The following is a 15,869-nucleotide window of genomic DNA, read 5'->3' on the forward strand; positions in this document are numbered from 1 at the left end:
GGACGTTCGCGAGGTCGCCGGCCATCGGCGACGACACGCCCGACCTCGACACGCCCGACTTCGACGCGCACCACACACGGCCACGATACATGCACACGACACACGCGACCACGACGCACGACACGATCTATGACAGATAACGACACGCACGCTCGACCCGACCGCGACCGACCACGATCGACCGACGAAACCGTCCCCGACCGGCCGCCGACGGCCACCGGAGACGCCCGCCAGCGGCGGACCGGCCACGTCCACGCGAGCGCCGACGGCGACCCGGCGAGTCGGCTCCGCACCGACGGCGGAGCCGCCGACTCCCACCGAACCGACGGCGGCCGCACCGACGTCGAACGCGAACGCGAGATAGACTACCTCGACGTCGAGATCAACCTGTTGAACCCGGCGACTCCGTTCATGCGGGACCACCTCCGGGTGATCTGGATCGGGTTCGGCGTCTGGGCGCTCACGACGTTCGGACCGATCACGGCGACCGCGATCGCGCCCGACGCGATGACGACGACGCTGCCGGTAATCGGCTTCCCGTTCCACTACTTCGCCATCGCGATAGGCGGACCGACCGCCGCGCTGTTGTTGTCGGTGTGGTACGCCCGCCGACGAGACCGGATCGACGAGAAGTACGGCATCGTCCAACCGTCCGCCGACGCGCCGCCTGACGCCGAGCCGGACGCCGAGCCGACGACCGCGGTTGACGGAGGTGTCGAGCCGTGAGCGCGGTCCCGACCCTCCTCCAGGCTGATCTCCTCCCCGAGGGCCTCGAGATCGGGTTCAAGATCGTCCCCGCGGTCATCGTCGTCGGGATGATGACGCTGTTCCTCGGAGTCGGCTTCGCGTTCAAAGTCGCCGACACCGACGACATGTGGGTCGCCGGACGCTCCATCGGGAACCTCGAGAACGGGATGGCGATCGGCGCGAACTGGATGTCCGCGGCGTCGTACCTCGGCATGGCCGCGCTCATCGCGCTCTCGGGCGTCTACGGGCTCGCGTTCGTCGTCGGGTGGACGACCGGATACTTCGTGTTGCTCATCTTCATGGCCGCTCAGATGCGACGGTTCGGCAAGTACACCGCACCGGACTTCGTCGGCGATCGATTCAACTCCGACACCGCGCGGGCGCTCGCAGCGGTCACGACGTTCCTCATCGGGTTCGTCTACGCGATCGGCCAGGCGCGCGGCATGGGGCTCGTGGGAATGTACATTCTCGGTGACATCACCCAGGTCGTCCCCATCCCCGGACTCGACGCCTACCAGGCGATGATGATCCTGTTCATGCTGCTCACGATCGGGTACCTCACGCTGTCGGGGATGCTCGGCGCGACCAAGAACATGGCGCTGCAGTACATTATCCTCATCGGCGCGTTCCTCGTCGGGCTGTTCGCGACGGGGTGGGCCGCCGGCTACTCGACGTTCGTCCCCCAGCTCCAGTACGGAGCGCTGATCACCGCACTGGGCGCGGAGTTCTCGGCACCGTTCGCCGGTGGGAGCTACTACCTTTGGATCGCCACCTGTTTCAGCCTCGTCTTCGGGACGTGTGGGCTCCCGCACGTGCTCGTGCGATTTTACACGGTCGAGAACGAGCGGACCGCTCGGTGGTCGTGCGCCTGGGGGCTGTTTTTCATCTCCATCCTCTATCTGAGCGCGCCGGCGTTCGCCGCGTTCGGGACCTCGCTGTACGGCGACCAGGTCGGTGCGGTCTACGGTGACCCCGGGATGAGCAGCGCGGCCGCCGACGTCATCGTCGTGCTCGCCGCCCAGCTCGCGAACCTTCCCCCGTGGCTGGTCGGCTTCGTCGCCGCCGGCGGGATCGCCGCCGCGATCGCGACGGTCGCGGGACTGTTCATCGCCGCCTCGTCGGCGATCTCACACGACATCTACGCGAACATCGTCAACGAGGACGCCACGCAGCGACAGCAGGTGCTCGTCGGCCGCCTGAGCATCGTCGCCATCGGGCTCCTCACCATCGTCTTCGCGCTCGACCCCCAACAGCCGATCGCGGCGCTCGTCTCGTACGCGTTCTCACTCGCCGCCATCGTGTTGTTCCCGATGTTCTTCCTCGGCCTCTGGTGGGAGAACACGAATCGGCAAGGCGCGCTCGCAGGGATGACCACCGGACTCACCGTCTGGTTCGTGCCGATGCTCAACGAGGCGAACTTCGGGATACTCACCACACCGGAGGGCCAGACCGCGTTCGTCCCATTCCTCGAGACGTGGATGCCCGCCATCGGGGCGGCGCTGGTGGGCGTTCCGATCGTCTTCGCGGTGACGATACTGGTGTCTGCGGTCACCGACGAGCCACCGCTGCGAACCAAACAGATGGTGCGACAGTGTCACAGTCCGGAGCCGATGCCGAAGAACACGACGGCCGCCGAGGTCGTCGCCGACCGAACCGGTGAGACGCCGGCGGACGACTGATCATGTACGACGACATCCTCGTTCCCACAGACGGAAGCGACGTCGCGAACGCGGCCGTCGACCACGCGGTCGACGTCGCAAGCAAGTACGACGCCACGATACACGCCCTGTTCGTGGCGGACACGGACATGGTGGCGTACAGCCTCGGCACCGAGCAGGTCGACCGGATCCGCCAGGGGAACTTCGCGGAGATGACGGAGCTCCGCGAGGACGCCGAGGCGGCGACGGGACGCGTCCTCGACCGTGCGACGGCGGCCGGCCTCGACGCGGTCGAGCGGCACGCCGGCGGCCGGCCCCAAGACGTCATCGCCGACTACGCCGAGGAGGCCGGCGTCGACCTGATCGTGATGGGGAGCCACGGCCGGTCGGGGGTTCGGCGGGCGCTCCTCGGGAGTGTCACCGAACGAACGCTCCGGTCGACGCACGTCCCGGTGCTCGTCGTCGACTACGTCGAGGAGGAGTCGTGAGAAATTCGTGAGCGGCCGCCTCCGCGACCACGTCCGGACGCATCGGACCGGGATGGTGTTCGACCTCGTCTTCGCGCTCGGGTGGGTGACGCTCGTCTCGCTGTTGTTCGAGTACCCGTTCGCGACCGCTCCGCAGTGGGCGTACGTCATGTTCATGCTCGCCGGCGTCCCCGCGTACTTCGGGTTCGTGTTCTCGCTGTCGGCGGCGAAGGAGACGGCCTGACCGGGTCGGGCCGGCCGCCAGCCGAGCTCACCGCTCGAACCCGCCACCGTCGACCGTCTCGCAGCACGGACTCGCGGCCACCGGCGACGGGTGCCGCGACCACAAGGGCGAGGATGTGGGCCGTCGTCCGACCCGGCATGACCGACGATTCGACCACGGCGAGAGACGACGACCCCGTCGACCGCGCGGTGACGGCACGGCTCGACACCTACAGAGAGCGGCTCTTCGAGCTGCTCGCACAGCCGAGCGTCTCGGCGACCGGCGAGGGGATGGAGGCGGCCGCACCCCTCGTCGGCTCGGTCCTCGACGAGTGTGGCATGGTCGTCGAGCAGGTCGAGACGGGCCGATACCCGCTCGTGTACGCCGAGTACGTCCCCGACGCGGTCGCTGACGCGTCGGCTACGGTCCCCACCGTCCTGTTCTACGGCCACTACGACGTCCAGCCGCCGGGGGACCCGTCGGCCTGGACGACACCCGCGTTCGAGCCGGCCGTCCGCGACGGCGCGGTGTACGCCCGCGGAGCCGGCGACAACACGGGCCAGTTCGCCGCACACGCGTTCGCCGTCGACGCGCTCTGCGCCGCGGACGCGTTCCCAGACGTTCGGGTGAAGCTACTCGTGGAGGGCGGCGAAGAGAGCGGCAGCGAGGGACTCCGCGAGTACCTCGGAGCGGACCCCGACGAACTCGCCGACGTCGACCTCGTGATGGTCGCCGACGGGCCGCGGCACGCGGTCGCCGACCGCGACGGAACGCCAACCGGGGTGCCCACGCTGCTGTACGGCAACCGCGGCGTGCTCTCCGTGCAACTCAACGTTCGAACGGCGAACGCCGACCTTCACTCCGGCAACTTCGGCGGGCCGGTCCCCGCCGCCACGAACCGACTCGTGGAGCTGCTGGCGTCCATGCGCGCCGACGACGGCGACGGTATCGCGATCGATGGCTTCGACGATGACGTTGCGATCACCGAGGCAGCCCGGGCGCTCGTCGAGGCGATCCCCGACGACAGCGCGGCGATCCGTGAGGCGCTCGACCTCGACGGGTTCGCCACCGACGATCCGTACTACGAGCGGCTCCTGACGCGACCGAGCATGACGGTCAACGGCCTCGAGGGCGGCTACCAGGGCGAGGGCGGCAAGACCGTGCTCCCGGCGCGCGCGTCGGCGAAGCTCGACTTTCGACTCGTTCCCGACCAGGAGCCACGGGCGGTCTTCGAGGCGGTTCGCGACCACCTCGAGGCCCGCGAGCCCGGCGCCGACGTTCGATATCGGAGCAGCTTTCCGCCGATGCAGACGCCCGTCGACACGCCGGCCGCAGCGCCAGTCAGGGCGTCCCTGCAGGCGGTGTGGGGTGAGGAGCCGGTCGAACTGCCCCTCCTCGGCGGCAGTCTGCCGGCCGCGTACTTCCGCACCGTGCCCGCACTCGCCGACGTCCCGGTCCTCGTCGTGCCGTACGCGAACCACGACCAAAGAAATCACTCACCGAACGAGCACCTCGACCTCGGCTGCTTCGAGAACGGGATCCGCACGAGCGCCCGGCTGATCGAGTCGCTCGCCGAGCAGTGAACACGCTCGATCGCCCGACCCAACGGAGAGTGCCGACGCTCGCTCGGCTCCCGTCAGGCGAACAACCGACGGAACGGACGCGTGAGCAGGAACCGGTAGTCGTGGTCCGGCGTGTACCGCCGGAACGCGAGGCTGTTCGTCATCACCGACACCGACGACCCGGCCATCGCCGCACCGGCGACGGCGGGATTCAACAGCCCGAGCGAGGCGAGCGGCACGAGCGTCGCGTTGTACGCGAGCGCCCAGAACAGGTTCTGTCTGACCTTCGCGATGGTCGCCTCGGAGACGCGAAGCGCCTTGAGCACGTCACGCGGGTCGTCACGCATCAGCGTCACGTCCGCGGCTTCGATCGCCACGTCGGTCCCGGAGCCGATGGCGACGCCCACCGTCGCGGTCGTGAGCGCCGGCGCGTCGTTGACCCCGTCGCCGACCATGACCGCGTGGCTGCCGTCTGCCTGGATCGATTCGATGGCGTCGGCTTTGTCCTCGGGGAGAACCTCGGCGCGGACCCGGTCCGGGTCGATGCCGACCTGCGCGGCGACGGCTCGCGCGGTGCGTTCGTTGTCGCCGGTGAGCATCGACACCGCGACCCCTCGATCGTGGAGCGTGTCGACCGTCTCTCGTGCGCTCTCGCGAACCGTGTCTGCCGTCGCGACGACCCCGAGGAGTTCTCCGCCCGCGTCCGTCGACCCGGTGTGTGCGACGGCCATCGCAGTCTTCCCCTCGTTCTCTAATCGACGCATCGTCTCCTCTGCGGGACCGGGGTCGACGCCGTGGTCGCGGAGGAGCGCGCGGTTGCCGACGACCACCTCACCGGTCTCGGTCGTCGCGCGAACGCCGTGTCCGGGGACGGCCGTGAACGCCGTCGGTCGCTCCACGTCGACGCCGCGCTCGCGGGCCCCGTCGACGATCGCCTCGCCGAGCGGATGTTCGCTGCCGGACTCGGCGGTCGCGGCCGCACGGAGGAGCCGCCGCTCGGGCTCGGTCGCCGGAACGGTGGCGTCGTCGCCGGCGTCGGTGACGTCCGAATCTGCGGCCGGGTCGACCGCGACCCCCCCGTCTGGGGCGGGTGTTGTCCCCTCATCGGAGGCGGTCTCACCGGCCGGTTCGCCGTCCACGAACGCGACCACGTCCGTGAGTGCCATCGCCCCGTGGGTGAGCGTACCCGTCTTATCGAAGACGACGGTGTCGACGTCACGAACTCGTTCGAGCACGTCGCCGCCGTCAAAGAGGACGCCGTTCGTCGCTGCGACCGTCGATCCGACCATGGTCGCGGCGGGCGTCGCGAGCCCGAGCGCACAGGGGCACGCGATCAGGACCGCGGAGGCGAAGACGACCATTGAGAACTCGAGGATCGACACCCCACCGGCGACGGGACCGCCACCGACCGGCGTCCACAGCGGGAGCCACTCCACGACGGCCGCGAGCGTCTCGGGGAACAGTGCCCAGAGGACCGCCCACAGGAGCGCGTTGGCGATGACCGCTGGGACGAACACGCTCGACACGCGGTCGACGAGCCGCTGGACGTCCGGCTGTCGCGACTGGGCCGCCTTGACGCGCTCGACGATCCGGCTGACAGCCGTGTCGCTGCCCACCTGCGTGGCCTCGACGAGCAGCACCCCGTTCTCGTTGACCGTGGAGCCGACGACCTCGTCGCCGGGCGTCTTCTCGACGGGGACCGACTCGCCGGTCAGCATCGACTCGTCGACCGCGGACTCGCCGTCGACGACCACGCCGTCGGTCGGAACGCGCTCGCCGGGGCGAACCTTCGTGACGTCGCCGACGTCGACCGCCTCGACCGGGACGGTTCGTTCCGTTCCGTCGTCGTCGACGATCGTCGCCTCGTCGGCACGCAAGCGGAGCAACTCGCGCAGCGCGTCGCTGGCGCGGGCCTTCGAGCGCGCCTCCAGCCAGTTGCCGACGGTGATGAACCAGAGGATGAACGCGACCGCCTCGAAGTAGAGGTCACCGACGAGTGGGGCACCGACGAGCGGCGAGACGAGCACCGCGGTGCTGAAGCCGTATCCCGCGGTCGTCCCGACCGCGACGAGCGTGTCCATGTTCACGTCGTGACCGTTCTGCCAGGCGCGCCAGGCGCCAGCGACGAACTCCCGCCCCAACGTCGCCATGAGCGTCGTCGCGATGGCGAACTGGATCCACCCGAGGTTGACGCCGGCGACCGTCTCGGGCACGGTGTAGAGCCCGACCATGTCGCCCATCAGGAACCAGAACGGGAGGGTGAGGAGACCCCCGGCGAGGACGAGTCGTCGCTGATGGACGAGCTCTCTCGTGGCCGCGCTCTCGTGAGAGCCCGGTTCGTCGGCGACTCCATCCGTCGCGTCGGGGAGAGCGCCGTCCGACTCGTCCGTGATCGGCTCGAACCCTGCATCGTCGATCGCGGCGTAGACGTCCTTGAGCGACGCTTCGGCCGGATTGTACTCGACGCGAGCCTCGTCCGTCGCGGCGTTGACGTCGACGTCGATCACGCCCGACACGGCGTCGACCGCCTCCTCGGTGGTCGCCGCACACGTCGAACAGCTCATGCCGCCGACCCCGACGGTCACGGTCTCGGTAACCGGGTCGTAGCCGGCGTCGCGGATCGTCTCGAAGAGCCGGTCGACCCCGACGCGATCGGGGTCGTACGCGACGGTTCCCTCGTCCGTCGCGACGTTCACCGACGCCGTCTCGACGCCCTCTAGCGCCTCGAGTGACTCCGTGACGGTCCCTGCACAGGTGGCACAGGACATCCCGCCGATCTCGAGGTGGGTGGTCTCGGTGGTCATGCTGTGTATAGATACGAGTCCCCTACTCATTCCGATTGTGGTTACGATAATTCGACTCTCGAGACGCGATACTTCAGATTCCAAAGTCCAGCCCGGATTTTGGGCCGGGTTCGCGGTGACGCGAGGGGTGCTGTGTGACAGTCGCCCGGGGAGTCGGTATGGCAAACACTTATTGTGTGGTTTCGCGTCTGTGCGGACGCGATGGCGACAGGCAAGGTCGACTTCTTCAACGACACCGGCGGTTACGGATTCATCGAGACTGACGACGCTGACGAGGACGTGTTCTTCCACATGGAAGACGTCGGCGGCCCGGACCTCGAGGAAGGCCAGGAGGTAGAGTTCGAAATCGAGGAGGCAGACAAGGGGCCGCGCGCGAAGAACCTCACACGTCTCTAGGTCACCGACAGGCGTCCGTCGGGATCGCCCTCGAACCGCGTCTCGTGTATATTCTCCGCTGAGCGGCCGCGCCAGGTACGCACCCACTCGCCGTGATAACGCTTAACACGAGGTGGGGCCGATAGAGGATCGATGTCCGGAGAGACGGCCGCCGACGGACCGGTCGATACGCGTGAGCAGACAGACCGCGACGCCGTAGACGAGGGCGACCCCGAGTCGGCGGACGAGCTCTACGTCGTACACAGCGAGCCGGACCCGGAAAGCACCTATCACAGTGACGCGCTCGCCTCGTGGTTTCCCGAGGCGACGCCCGTCGACTTCGTACACGGCGAGCGGGTCCCTCTCGATCGGGCCGCCGGCGTCGTGCTCACCGGCAGCACCGCCGGGGTGTACGAGGCCGACGACCGCCCGTGGATAGCCGACCAGGCAGCGCTCGTCCGCGAACTCGTCGACCGCTCGATCCCGACGCTCGGCGTCTGTTTCGGCCACCAGATCGTGAACGCGGCGCTCGGGGGGACCGTCGAGCCGGTCGGCACGACGGCCGCGCTCGTCGAGGCCGGCCTCGCGGAAGACCCACTGTTCGACGGCGTCGCGCCGGTCGTCGTCTCCCTGCACGGCGACGCCGTCACCGAGGTCGGTGAGGGGCTCTCGGTCGTCGCCAGCGCCGACCACGCGCCGGTGTTCGGGACCCGTCACCAAACAGCCCCCGTGTGGACCGTCCAGTTCCACCCCGAGATTGGGGCGCACCACCGCGAGACCCTCGTCGACCGCTTCGCGTGGGACGAGCGCGACCACACGTTTGCAGACGTCACCCGCGGGCGCGTGTTCGAGAACTTTCGGCGGCTCGTCGATGAGCACCACACCGAAGCGCGAGCCACCGAGACAGGACGCGTGGCCGGCTCACCGGGCGAACAGTCCCTCTAGAAGGCTCACGAGGAGGTACGAGGCGAGCCGCTCCGTGCCCTCCGTCGGGTCGTACTGTGGAGCCACCTCCATGAGGTCGACCGCACCGACTGCGTCGTGGCCACCGACGACTCGCATCACCTCGAGTGCTTGGTGCGCGGTCAATCCACCGGGCGTGGGGGTCCCCGTCCCAGGCGCGACACCGGGGTCGACGGCGTCGATGTCGAACGTGACGTACACCGCGTCGGTGTCGGCAGCAGCCGACGCGATGGCCTCGGAGACCACCCGCTGGATCCCCCGGTCGTAGACGTCTCGCATGGTGTACACAGAGAGCCCCCGCTCGTCTGCGAACTCGAAGAACTCGGGCGATTCGTAGCCGCGGATACCGACCTGGCTGATCGACGCGTAGTCGACGCCCGGGAGGTCGGCGATGCGGGCGGTACTCGACCCGTGGAAGTCGGTCCCGAAGACCGGACTCTCGGAGACGGTGTCGCTGTGGGCGTCGATCTGGAGGAGTCCGACGCGCTCGTACTCGCTCCCCTCCAACAGGCCGCGAACCGCCGGGTACGTACAGTAGTGGTCACCGCCGAGCATCACGGGCATCGTCTGTGTGGCGAGCGTCGCGGCGTGTGCCGTGATGCTCGCAGCGGTCGTCTCGGCGTCCATCGGGAACACCGGCACGTCGCCCACGTCGGCGACCGCGAGGTCGTCGAAGTCGACCTGAGCGCCGGTCTGGACGTTGGTCAGTGCGCCCTTGTAGTCGGAGAGGTACGCCCACCACCCGCTCGCCCGCCGAATCGCCGTCGGTCCATATCGAGCGCCCGGCCGGTTCGAGACGGCACCGTCGTAGGGGACGCCGTAGACGGCGACGTCGACGTCTGCGACGTCGTCGATGGCTCGCGGGTCGCCTTTCAGGAAGGTCTCTCGACCCGCATAGGCCAGTTCCACGTCGGCACCGGTCGTCGCCGCCGTGAACGCGGCAGCACGGTCGATCGGGTCGCCGTCGGTGGCGATCGGGTCGCCGTCGGTGGCGATCGGGTCGCCGTCGGCGTCCGGACCGGTCGGGTCGGTCACGGCCTGCCCTCCACGACCGAGTGGGTGGTCGGCGTCTCGATAGCGAGCGGTCGGCGCGGTTCGGCGTGTTGGCTCCGCATGGGTGTTCGGACTACCCGACTCGGACCGTATGAACGATTCGCCCGAGTGGGTCGTTTCTCACGAGCCGTCGCAATCTGCCACGCGCAGCGACTCCTGCTCGAATCCCGTCGATGACCCACGCCACCGCCACGCCCCGAGTGCGGGGTCGGCTGTCGGGGTCCAGATGACGTACGCGTAGCCGCGCCAAGTCGCCCGTGCGGTGTCCGTCTCGCTCGGCTCGGCGGGACCGGTCGGGTGCGAGTGGTAGAACCCGACGACGTCGAGTCCCTCGGCGTCGATCCGCTCGAGGACCGCGAGCTGTCGCTCGGGGTCGATCCGATACCGCGTCCGCGGCGATTCGGCGACGTTCTCGGTGCGGTACACGTCGGTCACGCGGTCGGGCTGGACGTCGCCGTCGGACTCCGAGGACCGACCGCGAGAGCCTGCGAGAACCCCGCACACCTCCGCCGGAGCGCCCTTGCTGGCGTGGTCGGCCACCGCGTCCGCGGCCTGCCGGGTGAACATGAGCATGGTTGACAGCCGGGCGAAACGCGCATAAATCCGGTGGCGACCGGCTGTTCATGAGCTGTCGCTGCACGGTCATGTCGGGTGCGTCTGTCGGCCCCGTTCACTTTCACCCCGCTGGCGGTTCGTTTTTATCCCCCTCGGCAGAAGGTAGGGGCACCGAATGACGTCCTTCCAGTCGAGTCTCGGCGAGGACGAGGGGATCGCCGCCGAGCTGGCCGAGAGCCAGCGGGCGATCTCCATCGCCGAGTTCTTCGAGAAGAACAAACACATGCTCGGGTTCGACTCGGGCGCGCGTGGGCTCGTCACCGCCGTCAAGGAGGCGGTCGACAACGCGCTCGACGCGACCGAGGAGGCCGGCATCCTCCCCGACGTCTACGTCGAGATCACGGAGGTGGGCGACTACTACCGGCTCGTCATCGAGGACAACGGGCCGGGGATCACGAAAGAACAACTCCCGAAGGTGTTCGGGAAGCTGTTGTACGGCAGCCGGTTCCACAAGCGCGAGCAGTCGCTGACTCCGGACCAACAACTGCTCGTTAGACGGGACGGAACCGTCGAGTACATTCCCATCGGGGTACTCTGTGACGCGTACCTCCCGGGCGACGGAGACGCGACTGCACCCATCCCCGACGCGATTGAAGTTCCGTGCTTCAATCGCGAGACGCAGGAGATGAGCTGGCAGCCGGTTACTCACGCGATTCGCCACGAGACGGACGAGCGTACGTACGAGATAGAGACGCAGAAGGGAAGAACGGTCGAGGTGACCGGGAACCACAGCGTGTTCGGCGTCGACGCGAACGGCGACACACAGGAGCTGAAGGCCGGCGAACTCGGATCCGGAGACACGCTCCTCACGCCCCGTGCGCTACCGTCGACCGACCGAACCGTCGAGGAGATCAATCTCCTCGAACACGTGGACCGCGGAGCGTTTTCGGATCGGCGCGTCTACGTCTACGGGTTCGATCGAGAGACGCTCAAGCAGCTCCAGACCGAAGAGACGATTCGCCGGAGGCCGTCGGACGAGAGCGACCGAAAGCGGACGTACTACCGATACGACGGTGTCGAGATCCTGAAGGACAGCCTCGATCAGAACTACCTCGAGAAGGGGTACCTCCCGGCGGAAACGGTCTTGGAACTCGGTTGGGAAGAGAGGGCGGCCGACTGCGAGTTCAAGACGTACCGGGTGGGCGGCGACGAAACGACGCTCCCGGTGTCGTTGCCGGTCGACGAGTCACTGGTCGAGATGCTGGCGTACTACGTATCGGAGGGACATGCGGGACCGCGACAAGTCGGCTTCACGTTCGGAAGTCACGAATCCGATCTGATCGAGGCGACGGAACAGGCGGTACAGACGCTCGGCGGGGCGACAACGACGGTCGAGCGAGAGCGCAACTCGACGCGTATAAAAGCGTTCGGTTCGCCGCTGGCGCTGTTCTTGAAATCCGTCTGTGGCGATGCTGCCAGGAACAAGCGGGTTCCGGAGTTCGTATTCGACCTCGATCCGGACCTCCAGCGTCGATTTATCGGAGCGCTCTACGAGGGAGACGGGTCCGATTCGCACCCGAGCAACGAACTGTCTCACACGACGCGAAGCGAGACGCTGGCTCGGCAGGTCTCGACGCTCTGGAACATGCAGGGCGTCCTCGCGAGTACGGAGGTTTCAGAAGACAACGACGGGTACGGTGACGGTATGTCCACGAAGTATCGGACGACGGTGTACGGGTCTGATATCGACACCGTCGATGCGCTCAAAAGTTCGGAATCACCGCGAACACAGCAGTACAAGCGAGTCCCGACCGCGCTACTTGACGAGGTTCGCGTCAGCGAATCCGATACTGAGACGGTGCCCGATACGATTCCCGGACTGCTGATGGGTGCTGGAGTTGGGTCGAAACGCACGGATGCAGAGACGTATGCCTCGCTGATCGAACGCGCTCTGGACGGGGAGCCGATCGACGAGCCGAGGTACGCACACACCCTCCAGGAGTATGGCCTCCTCGACGGTGCCGGCTTCGCAACCGACTCGCTCGAATCGCTCTGGGAAACGGTCACCAACCTACACGGGGTCACGGACACAGACATGTGCCTGCTCTCGGTGAAGAGCGTGACCGAGACCGAGCCCCCGGAGCACGTGTACGACATCTCTGTTCCGGGCGAGTCCGGGACCGACGAAAACTTCGTCGTCTCCAACGAGGGCGCGCTGAGCGTTAAAAACAGCCGAGGACAACAGGGCATCGGGATCTCGGCCGCCGTGCTGTACGCACAGCTGACCTCGGGGCAGCCGGCGAAGATCACCTCACGACCGAAGGGTCAGTCGCGGGCGCAGTACTTCGAGCTCATCGTCGACACCGACACCAACGAGCCGGAGATTCAGGCCGACGAGGAGACGACGTGGGACCGCCCGCACGGCACCCGGATCGAACTGGAGATGGAAGCGAACATGCGTGCCCGAGGGCAGCTCCACGACTACGTGAAACACACCGCGGTCGTCAACCCGCACGCGCGGCTCGAACTGCGTGAGCCCGGCCTCAACGAGCCGCTGAAGTTCGAGCGTGCCACAGAAGACCTCCCGGCCGAGACCGAGGAGATCCGGCCGCACCCGCACGGCGTCGAACTCGGCGCCTTGATCAAGATGCTCGAGGCGACCGAGTCGTACTCCGTCTCCGGCTTTCTCAAAGAGGAGTTCACTCGGGTGGGGACGAAGACCGCCGACAGCGTGATCGACGCCTTCCGCGACCAACACTACGGACGGGCCCTCGCGTGGTCACCGCCAGGGACGGACTCGACGCTCGCCGATCACGCGCCCGAGGACGTCGAGGCCGCCGTCGAGTCGGCCGTCGCGAACAAGGGGGCTGCGGCGACGGCCGCCTTCGCCGAGGGGATCACAGAGACCGTGGGTGGCAACGCCCACCTCGCTCGGTTCGAACTGGCGGCGATCGTCGAGACGGTAGCAGAACGGGTCGAGTCGGAGACCGACCGGCGCTTTGGTGCGACCGTTCGTGAGAAGGCCGTCGAGGCGGCCTGGAGCGTGATCACGGGCGTAGAGCCGGTAGACGAAGACGAGTCGTCGACTGCGCCGGGTGACGAGGCGGTGACCGGCCGGGCGGAGGCGGTGCCGCTCGTCGCCGACTGTTATGCCCTCGTCGACGACGCCACCTCGACGCAGAAGGACGACGAGACGGTCCGCGCGATGGCTGAGGCAGTCGCTCGCCGGGTCGTCGACCACGATCCGACGCGGTTCCGTCTCACCCGCGACGCGCTCGAGCGCCTAGTCGCGGACGCCGCGACGTTCGTCGAGGACCAACACGACGCCACGTTCGGAGACACCGCCCGTGACAACGTCGTGGAGGCGGTGTGGGCGCGTGCACGCACCGTGCCCGACGACCCGCCGGGGGTGTCTGCGGTCGCCGACGACCGCGACGCTGCCGCCGACCTCCTCGAGGGGATGCGGGCGACAGACATCCTCGCACCACCGACGGACTGTCTCGCGCCGATCACTGCCGAACTCGTCGAGGCCGGGCTTCGCAAGGAGTACGACGCGGACTTCTACGCCGCGGCGACCCGAGACGCCGAGGTCCACGGCGGCGACCCGTTCATCGTGGAGGCGGGAATCGCCTACGGCGGCGAGATCCCGTCGGAGGGGAGCGTCGAGCTGCTTCGGTTCGCCAACCGGGTGCCGTTGGTCTACCAGCGCGGCGCCTGTGCGACGACCGACGTGATCCGCACCATCGGGTGGCGGAACTACGGCCTCGACCAGCCCGGCGGGTCGGGGATGCCGAACGGCCCGGCGGTCGTCTCGATCCACGTCGCCTCGACGAACGTCCCGTTCACGAGCGAGTCGAAAGACGCCCTGGCGAACGTTCCGGCGATAGAAGACGAGATCGAACTCGCGGTGCGTGAGGCCGCCCGCGAACTCAAGTCGTACCTGAACAAGCGCCGGTCGATGAAACAGCGTCGGGAGAAACAGAACGTCCTCGGCACGATCCTCCCCGAGATGGCCGAGAAGGTCGCGGAGGTGACGGGGCGTGAACGGCCCGACATCGACGGCGCCCTCGCACGGATCATGAACAACGTCAGCGTCGAGCGCGCGGTCGACGGCCGGGCGGTCACCCTCACGGTCGAGAACCACTCCGACGTCGAAGAGACACTCGAGGTGACCGACATCGTCTCTGCCGAGCCACGGGACCTCTCTGTGGGGTCGGTCGTCGAGATGGACGACGAGTGGTTCGTCCAGTGGACCGTCGAGGTCGCCGCCGGCGCGGAGGCGACGCTGACGTACACGACCGACCCAGACGCCGACTTCGACGTCAGCGTCGGCGGCGTCGACGCGGAGAAACTCACGGTGAACGCCTGATATGACGACAGCAACCGACGCACGCGAGCAGCTCATCGACCTCGCCGCCGAGTTCTACGACCAGTTCGCCGGCGGCACGATCCCGGAGATGGAGCTGCCGACACGGACGAAGAACAACATCGAGTACGACGAAGAAAGCGGCGTCTGGACGTACGGCGACCGGACGTCGACGCGCACGGCGAACTCCGTTCGTGGGGCGCGAAAGCTGCTGAAAGCCACCTACACCATCGAGTTCTTATCCGACCAGCTCGACCAAGACCGCTCGTCGACGCTGCGTGAGCTGTACTACCTCTCTGAGTCGTGGGACAACGACGAGGCGCAGTTCTCGACTCAAGACGAGTCGAACGACCTCGTTGAGGACCTCGAGGTGGTCACCGGCGTCACACGAGAGGACTTCCACATGCGGCCTGAGGAGTCGGGCGCGACGCTCATGGGGCCGCTCCGCATCCGCGAACAGACGCGGCGCGGCGAGCGCGAAATCCACTGTCAAGAAGACGTCGGCGAGGGCGGCTATCAGATACCGAACAACCCGGACATGATCGAGTTCCTCGACGACGACGTCGCCTTCGCGCTGGCCGTCGAGACCGGTGGGATGCGGGATCGACTCGTCGAGAACGGCTTCGACGAGGCGTACGACTGTCTCGTGGTACACCTCAAGGGGCAGCCGGCGCGTGCGACGCGTCGGATCACGAAGCGGGTTCACGACGAACTCGACGTTCCGGTGGCGGTGTTCACCGACGGCGACCCGTGGTCGTACCGGATCTACGGCTCGGTGGCGTACGGCTCCATCAAGTCGGCACACCTCTCTGAGTACCTCGCGACGCCGGAGGCCGCGTTCGTTGGCATTCGTCCACAGGACATCGTCGAGTACGACCTGCCCGCAGACCCACTCTCCGACTCGGACGTAAACGCGCTGGAGTCGGAGCTCGAGGACCCGCGGTTCCAGACGGCGTACTGGCGCGAACAGATCGACCTCCAGCTCGAGATCGGAAAGAAGTCCGAACAACAGTCGCTCGCTAGCCGCGGGCTCGACTTCGTCACCGACACCTACCTGCCCGAGCGACTCGACGAGATGGGTATCCTGTGATCGGGG

The 15,869-nt window shown here is 67.6% G+C and carries 12 protein-coding genes; 9 read left to right on the forward strand and 3 right to left on the reverse strand.

Features of this window, described 5'->3' with window-relative positions; translation table 11 throughout:
• Positions 1–129: 129 nt before the first annotated feature.
• The 5 genes from ACNTAO_RS01810 (at position 130) to ACNTAO_RS01830 (ending at position 4,678) form a co-directional block, all read left to right on the forward strand.
• Positions 130–726: a DUF4212 domain-containing protein gene (locus ACNTAO_RS01810; protein ID WP_435160240.1), complete on the forward strand. Its 597-nt coding sequence runs from the start codon at positions 130–132 to the stop codon at positions 724–726.
• Positions 723–2,426 carry a sodium:solute symporter family transporter gene (locus ACNTAO_RS01815; RefSeq protein ID WP_435160241.1) on the forward strand — a complete coding sequence of 568 codons (1,704 nt, stop codon included), beginning with the start codon at positions 723–725 and terminating at the stop codon, positions 2,424–2,426. The genes ACNTAO_RS01810 and ACNTAO_RS01815 overlap by 4 nt, the downstream gene beginning before the upstream one ends.
• 2 nt (positions 2,427–2,428) lie before the next feature.
• Entirely contained in the window at positions 2,429–2,893 is a 465-nt protein-coding gene (locus tag ACNTAO_RS01820; RefSeq protein WP_435160242.1) for a universal stress protein, read from the forward strand.
• Between the two features lie 7 nt (positions 2,894–2,900).
• Positions 2,901–3,116, forward strand: coding sequence for a DUF8119 family protein (locus tag ACNTAO_RS01825; RefSeq protein WP_435160243.1), 216 nt, complete (start codon positions 2,901–2,903; stop codon positions 3,114–3,116).
• A gap of 137 nt (positions 3,117–3,253) precedes the next feature.
• Positions 3,254–4,678 carry a M20/M25/M40 family metallo-hydrolase gene (locus ACNTAO_RS01830; protein WP_435160244.1) on the forward strand — a complete coding sequence of 475 codons (1,425 nt, stop codon included), beginning with the start codon at positions 3,254–3,256 and terminating at the stop codon, positions 4,676–4,678.
• A 53-nt stretch (positions 4,679–4,731) separates the two neighbouring features.
• Here the strand turns inward: ACNTAO_RS01830 and ACNTAO_RS01835 are convergent, their stop codons facing one another.
• Positions 4,732–7,461, reverse strand: a complete 2,730-nt coding sequence (locus ACNTAO_RS01835) for a heavy metal translocating P-type ATPase (RefSeq protein ID WP_435160245.1) — start codon at positions 7,459–7,461, stop codon at positions 4,732–4,734.
• A 201-nt stretch (positions 7,462–7,662) separates the two neighbouring features.
• On the opposite strand from ACNTAO_RS01835, the gene ACNTAO_RS01840 reads away from it, so the two are divergent.
• Positions 7,663–7,857 (forward strand): cold-shock protein, encoded by a 195-nt coding sequence (locus ACNTAO_RS01840; RefSeq protein ID WP_095635894.1) that lies wholly within the window; start codon positions 7,663–7,665, stop codon positions 7,855–7,857.
• Positions 7,858–7,989: 132 nt separating this feature from the next.
• On the forward strand, positions 7,990–8,781 hold the full coding sequence (locus ACNTAO_RS01845; RefSeq protein ID WP_435160246.1) for a type 1 glutamine amidotransferase: 792 nt from the start codon (positions 7,990–7,992) through the stop codon (positions 8,779–8,781).
• Here ACNTAO_RS01845 and ACNTAO_RS01850 read toward each other — a convergent pair.
• Together ACNTAO_RS01850 and ACNTAO_RS01855 are read right to left on the reverse strand one after the other, a co-directional pair.
• A complete protein-coding gene (locus ACNTAO_RS01850) occupies positions 8,758–9,753 on the reverse strand; it encodes an agmatinase family protein (RefSeq protein ID WP_435160671.1) in 996 nt (331 codons plus the stop codon). The genes ACNTAO_RS01845 and ACNTAO_RS01850 overlap by 24 nt on opposite strands.
• Before the next feature lie 219 nt (positions 9,754–9,972).
• Positions 9,973–10,425, reverse strand: coding sequence for a desampylase (locus tag ACNTAO_RS01855; protein ID WP_435160247.1), 453 nt, complete (start codon positions 10,423–10,425; stop codon positions 9,973–9,975).
• Between the two features lie 157 nt (positions 10,426–10,582).
• Here ACNTAO_RS01855 and ACNTAO_RS01860 point away from each other — a divergent pair, with 157 nt between their 5' ends.
• Together ACNTAO_RS01860 and ACNTAO_RS01865 are read left to right on the forward strand one after the other, a co-directional pair.
• Complete coding sequence (locus tag ACNTAO_RS01860; protein ID WP_435160248.1) at positions 10,583–14,776, forward strand: ATP-binding protein; 4,194 nt, start codon at positions 10,583–10,585, stop codon at positions 14,774–14,776.
• 1 nt (position 14,777) lies between these two features.
• On the forward strand, positions 14,778–15,863 hold the full coding sequence (locus ACNTAO_RS01865; RefSeq protein WP_435160249.1) for a DNA topoisomerase IV subunit A: 1,086 nt from the start codon (positions 14,778–14,780) through the stop codon (positions 15,861–15,863).
• Positions 15,864–15,869 lie beyond the last annotated feature (6 nt).

The sequence above is a fragment of the Halorubrum zhoui genome, from assembly GCF_051194155.1.
Taxonomy (GTDB): domain Archaea; phylum Halobacteriota; class Halobacteria; order Halobacteriales; family Haloferacaceae; genus Halorubrum.

Bases quoted from the DNA above. Each gene is read 5' to 3' on its own strand.
- ACNTAO_RS01830 (WP_435160244.1), top strand. From the start codon at position 3,254: ATGACCGACGATTCGACCACGGCGAGAGACGACGACCCCGTCGACCGC.
- ACNTAO_RS01820 (WP_435160242.1), top strand. From the start codon at position 2,429: ATGTACGACGACATCCTCGTTCCCACAGACGGAAGCGACGTCGCGAAC.
- ACNTAO_RS01845 (WP_435160246.1), top strand. From the start codon at position 7,990: ATGTCCGGAGAGACGGCCGCCGACGGACCGGTCGATACGCGTGAGCAG.
- ACNTAO_RS01835 (WP_435160245.1), bottom strand. From the start codon at position 7,461: ATGACCACCGAGACCACCCACCTCGAGATCGGCGGGATGTCCTGTGCC.
- ACNTAO_RS01840 (WP_095635894.1), top strand. From the start codon at position 7,663: ATGGCGACAGGCAAGGTCGACTTCTTCAACGACACCGGCGGTTACGGA.
- ACNTAO_RS01865 (WP_435160249.1), top strand. From the start codon at position 14,778: ATGACGACAGCAACCGACGCACGCGAGCAGCTCATCGACCTCGCCGCC.
- ACNTAO_RS01860 (WP_435160248.1), top strand. From the start codon at position 10,583: ATGACGTCCTTCCAGTCGAGTCTCGGCGAGGACGAGGGGATCGCCGCC.
- ACNTAO_RS01855 (WP_435160247.1), bottom strand. From the start codon at position 10,425: ATGCTCATGTTCACCCGGCAGGCCGCGGACGCGGTGGCCGACCACGCC.
- ACNTAO_RS01810 (WP_435160240.1), top strand. From the start codon at position 130: ATGACAGATAACGACACGCACGCTCGACCCGACCGCGACCGACCACGA.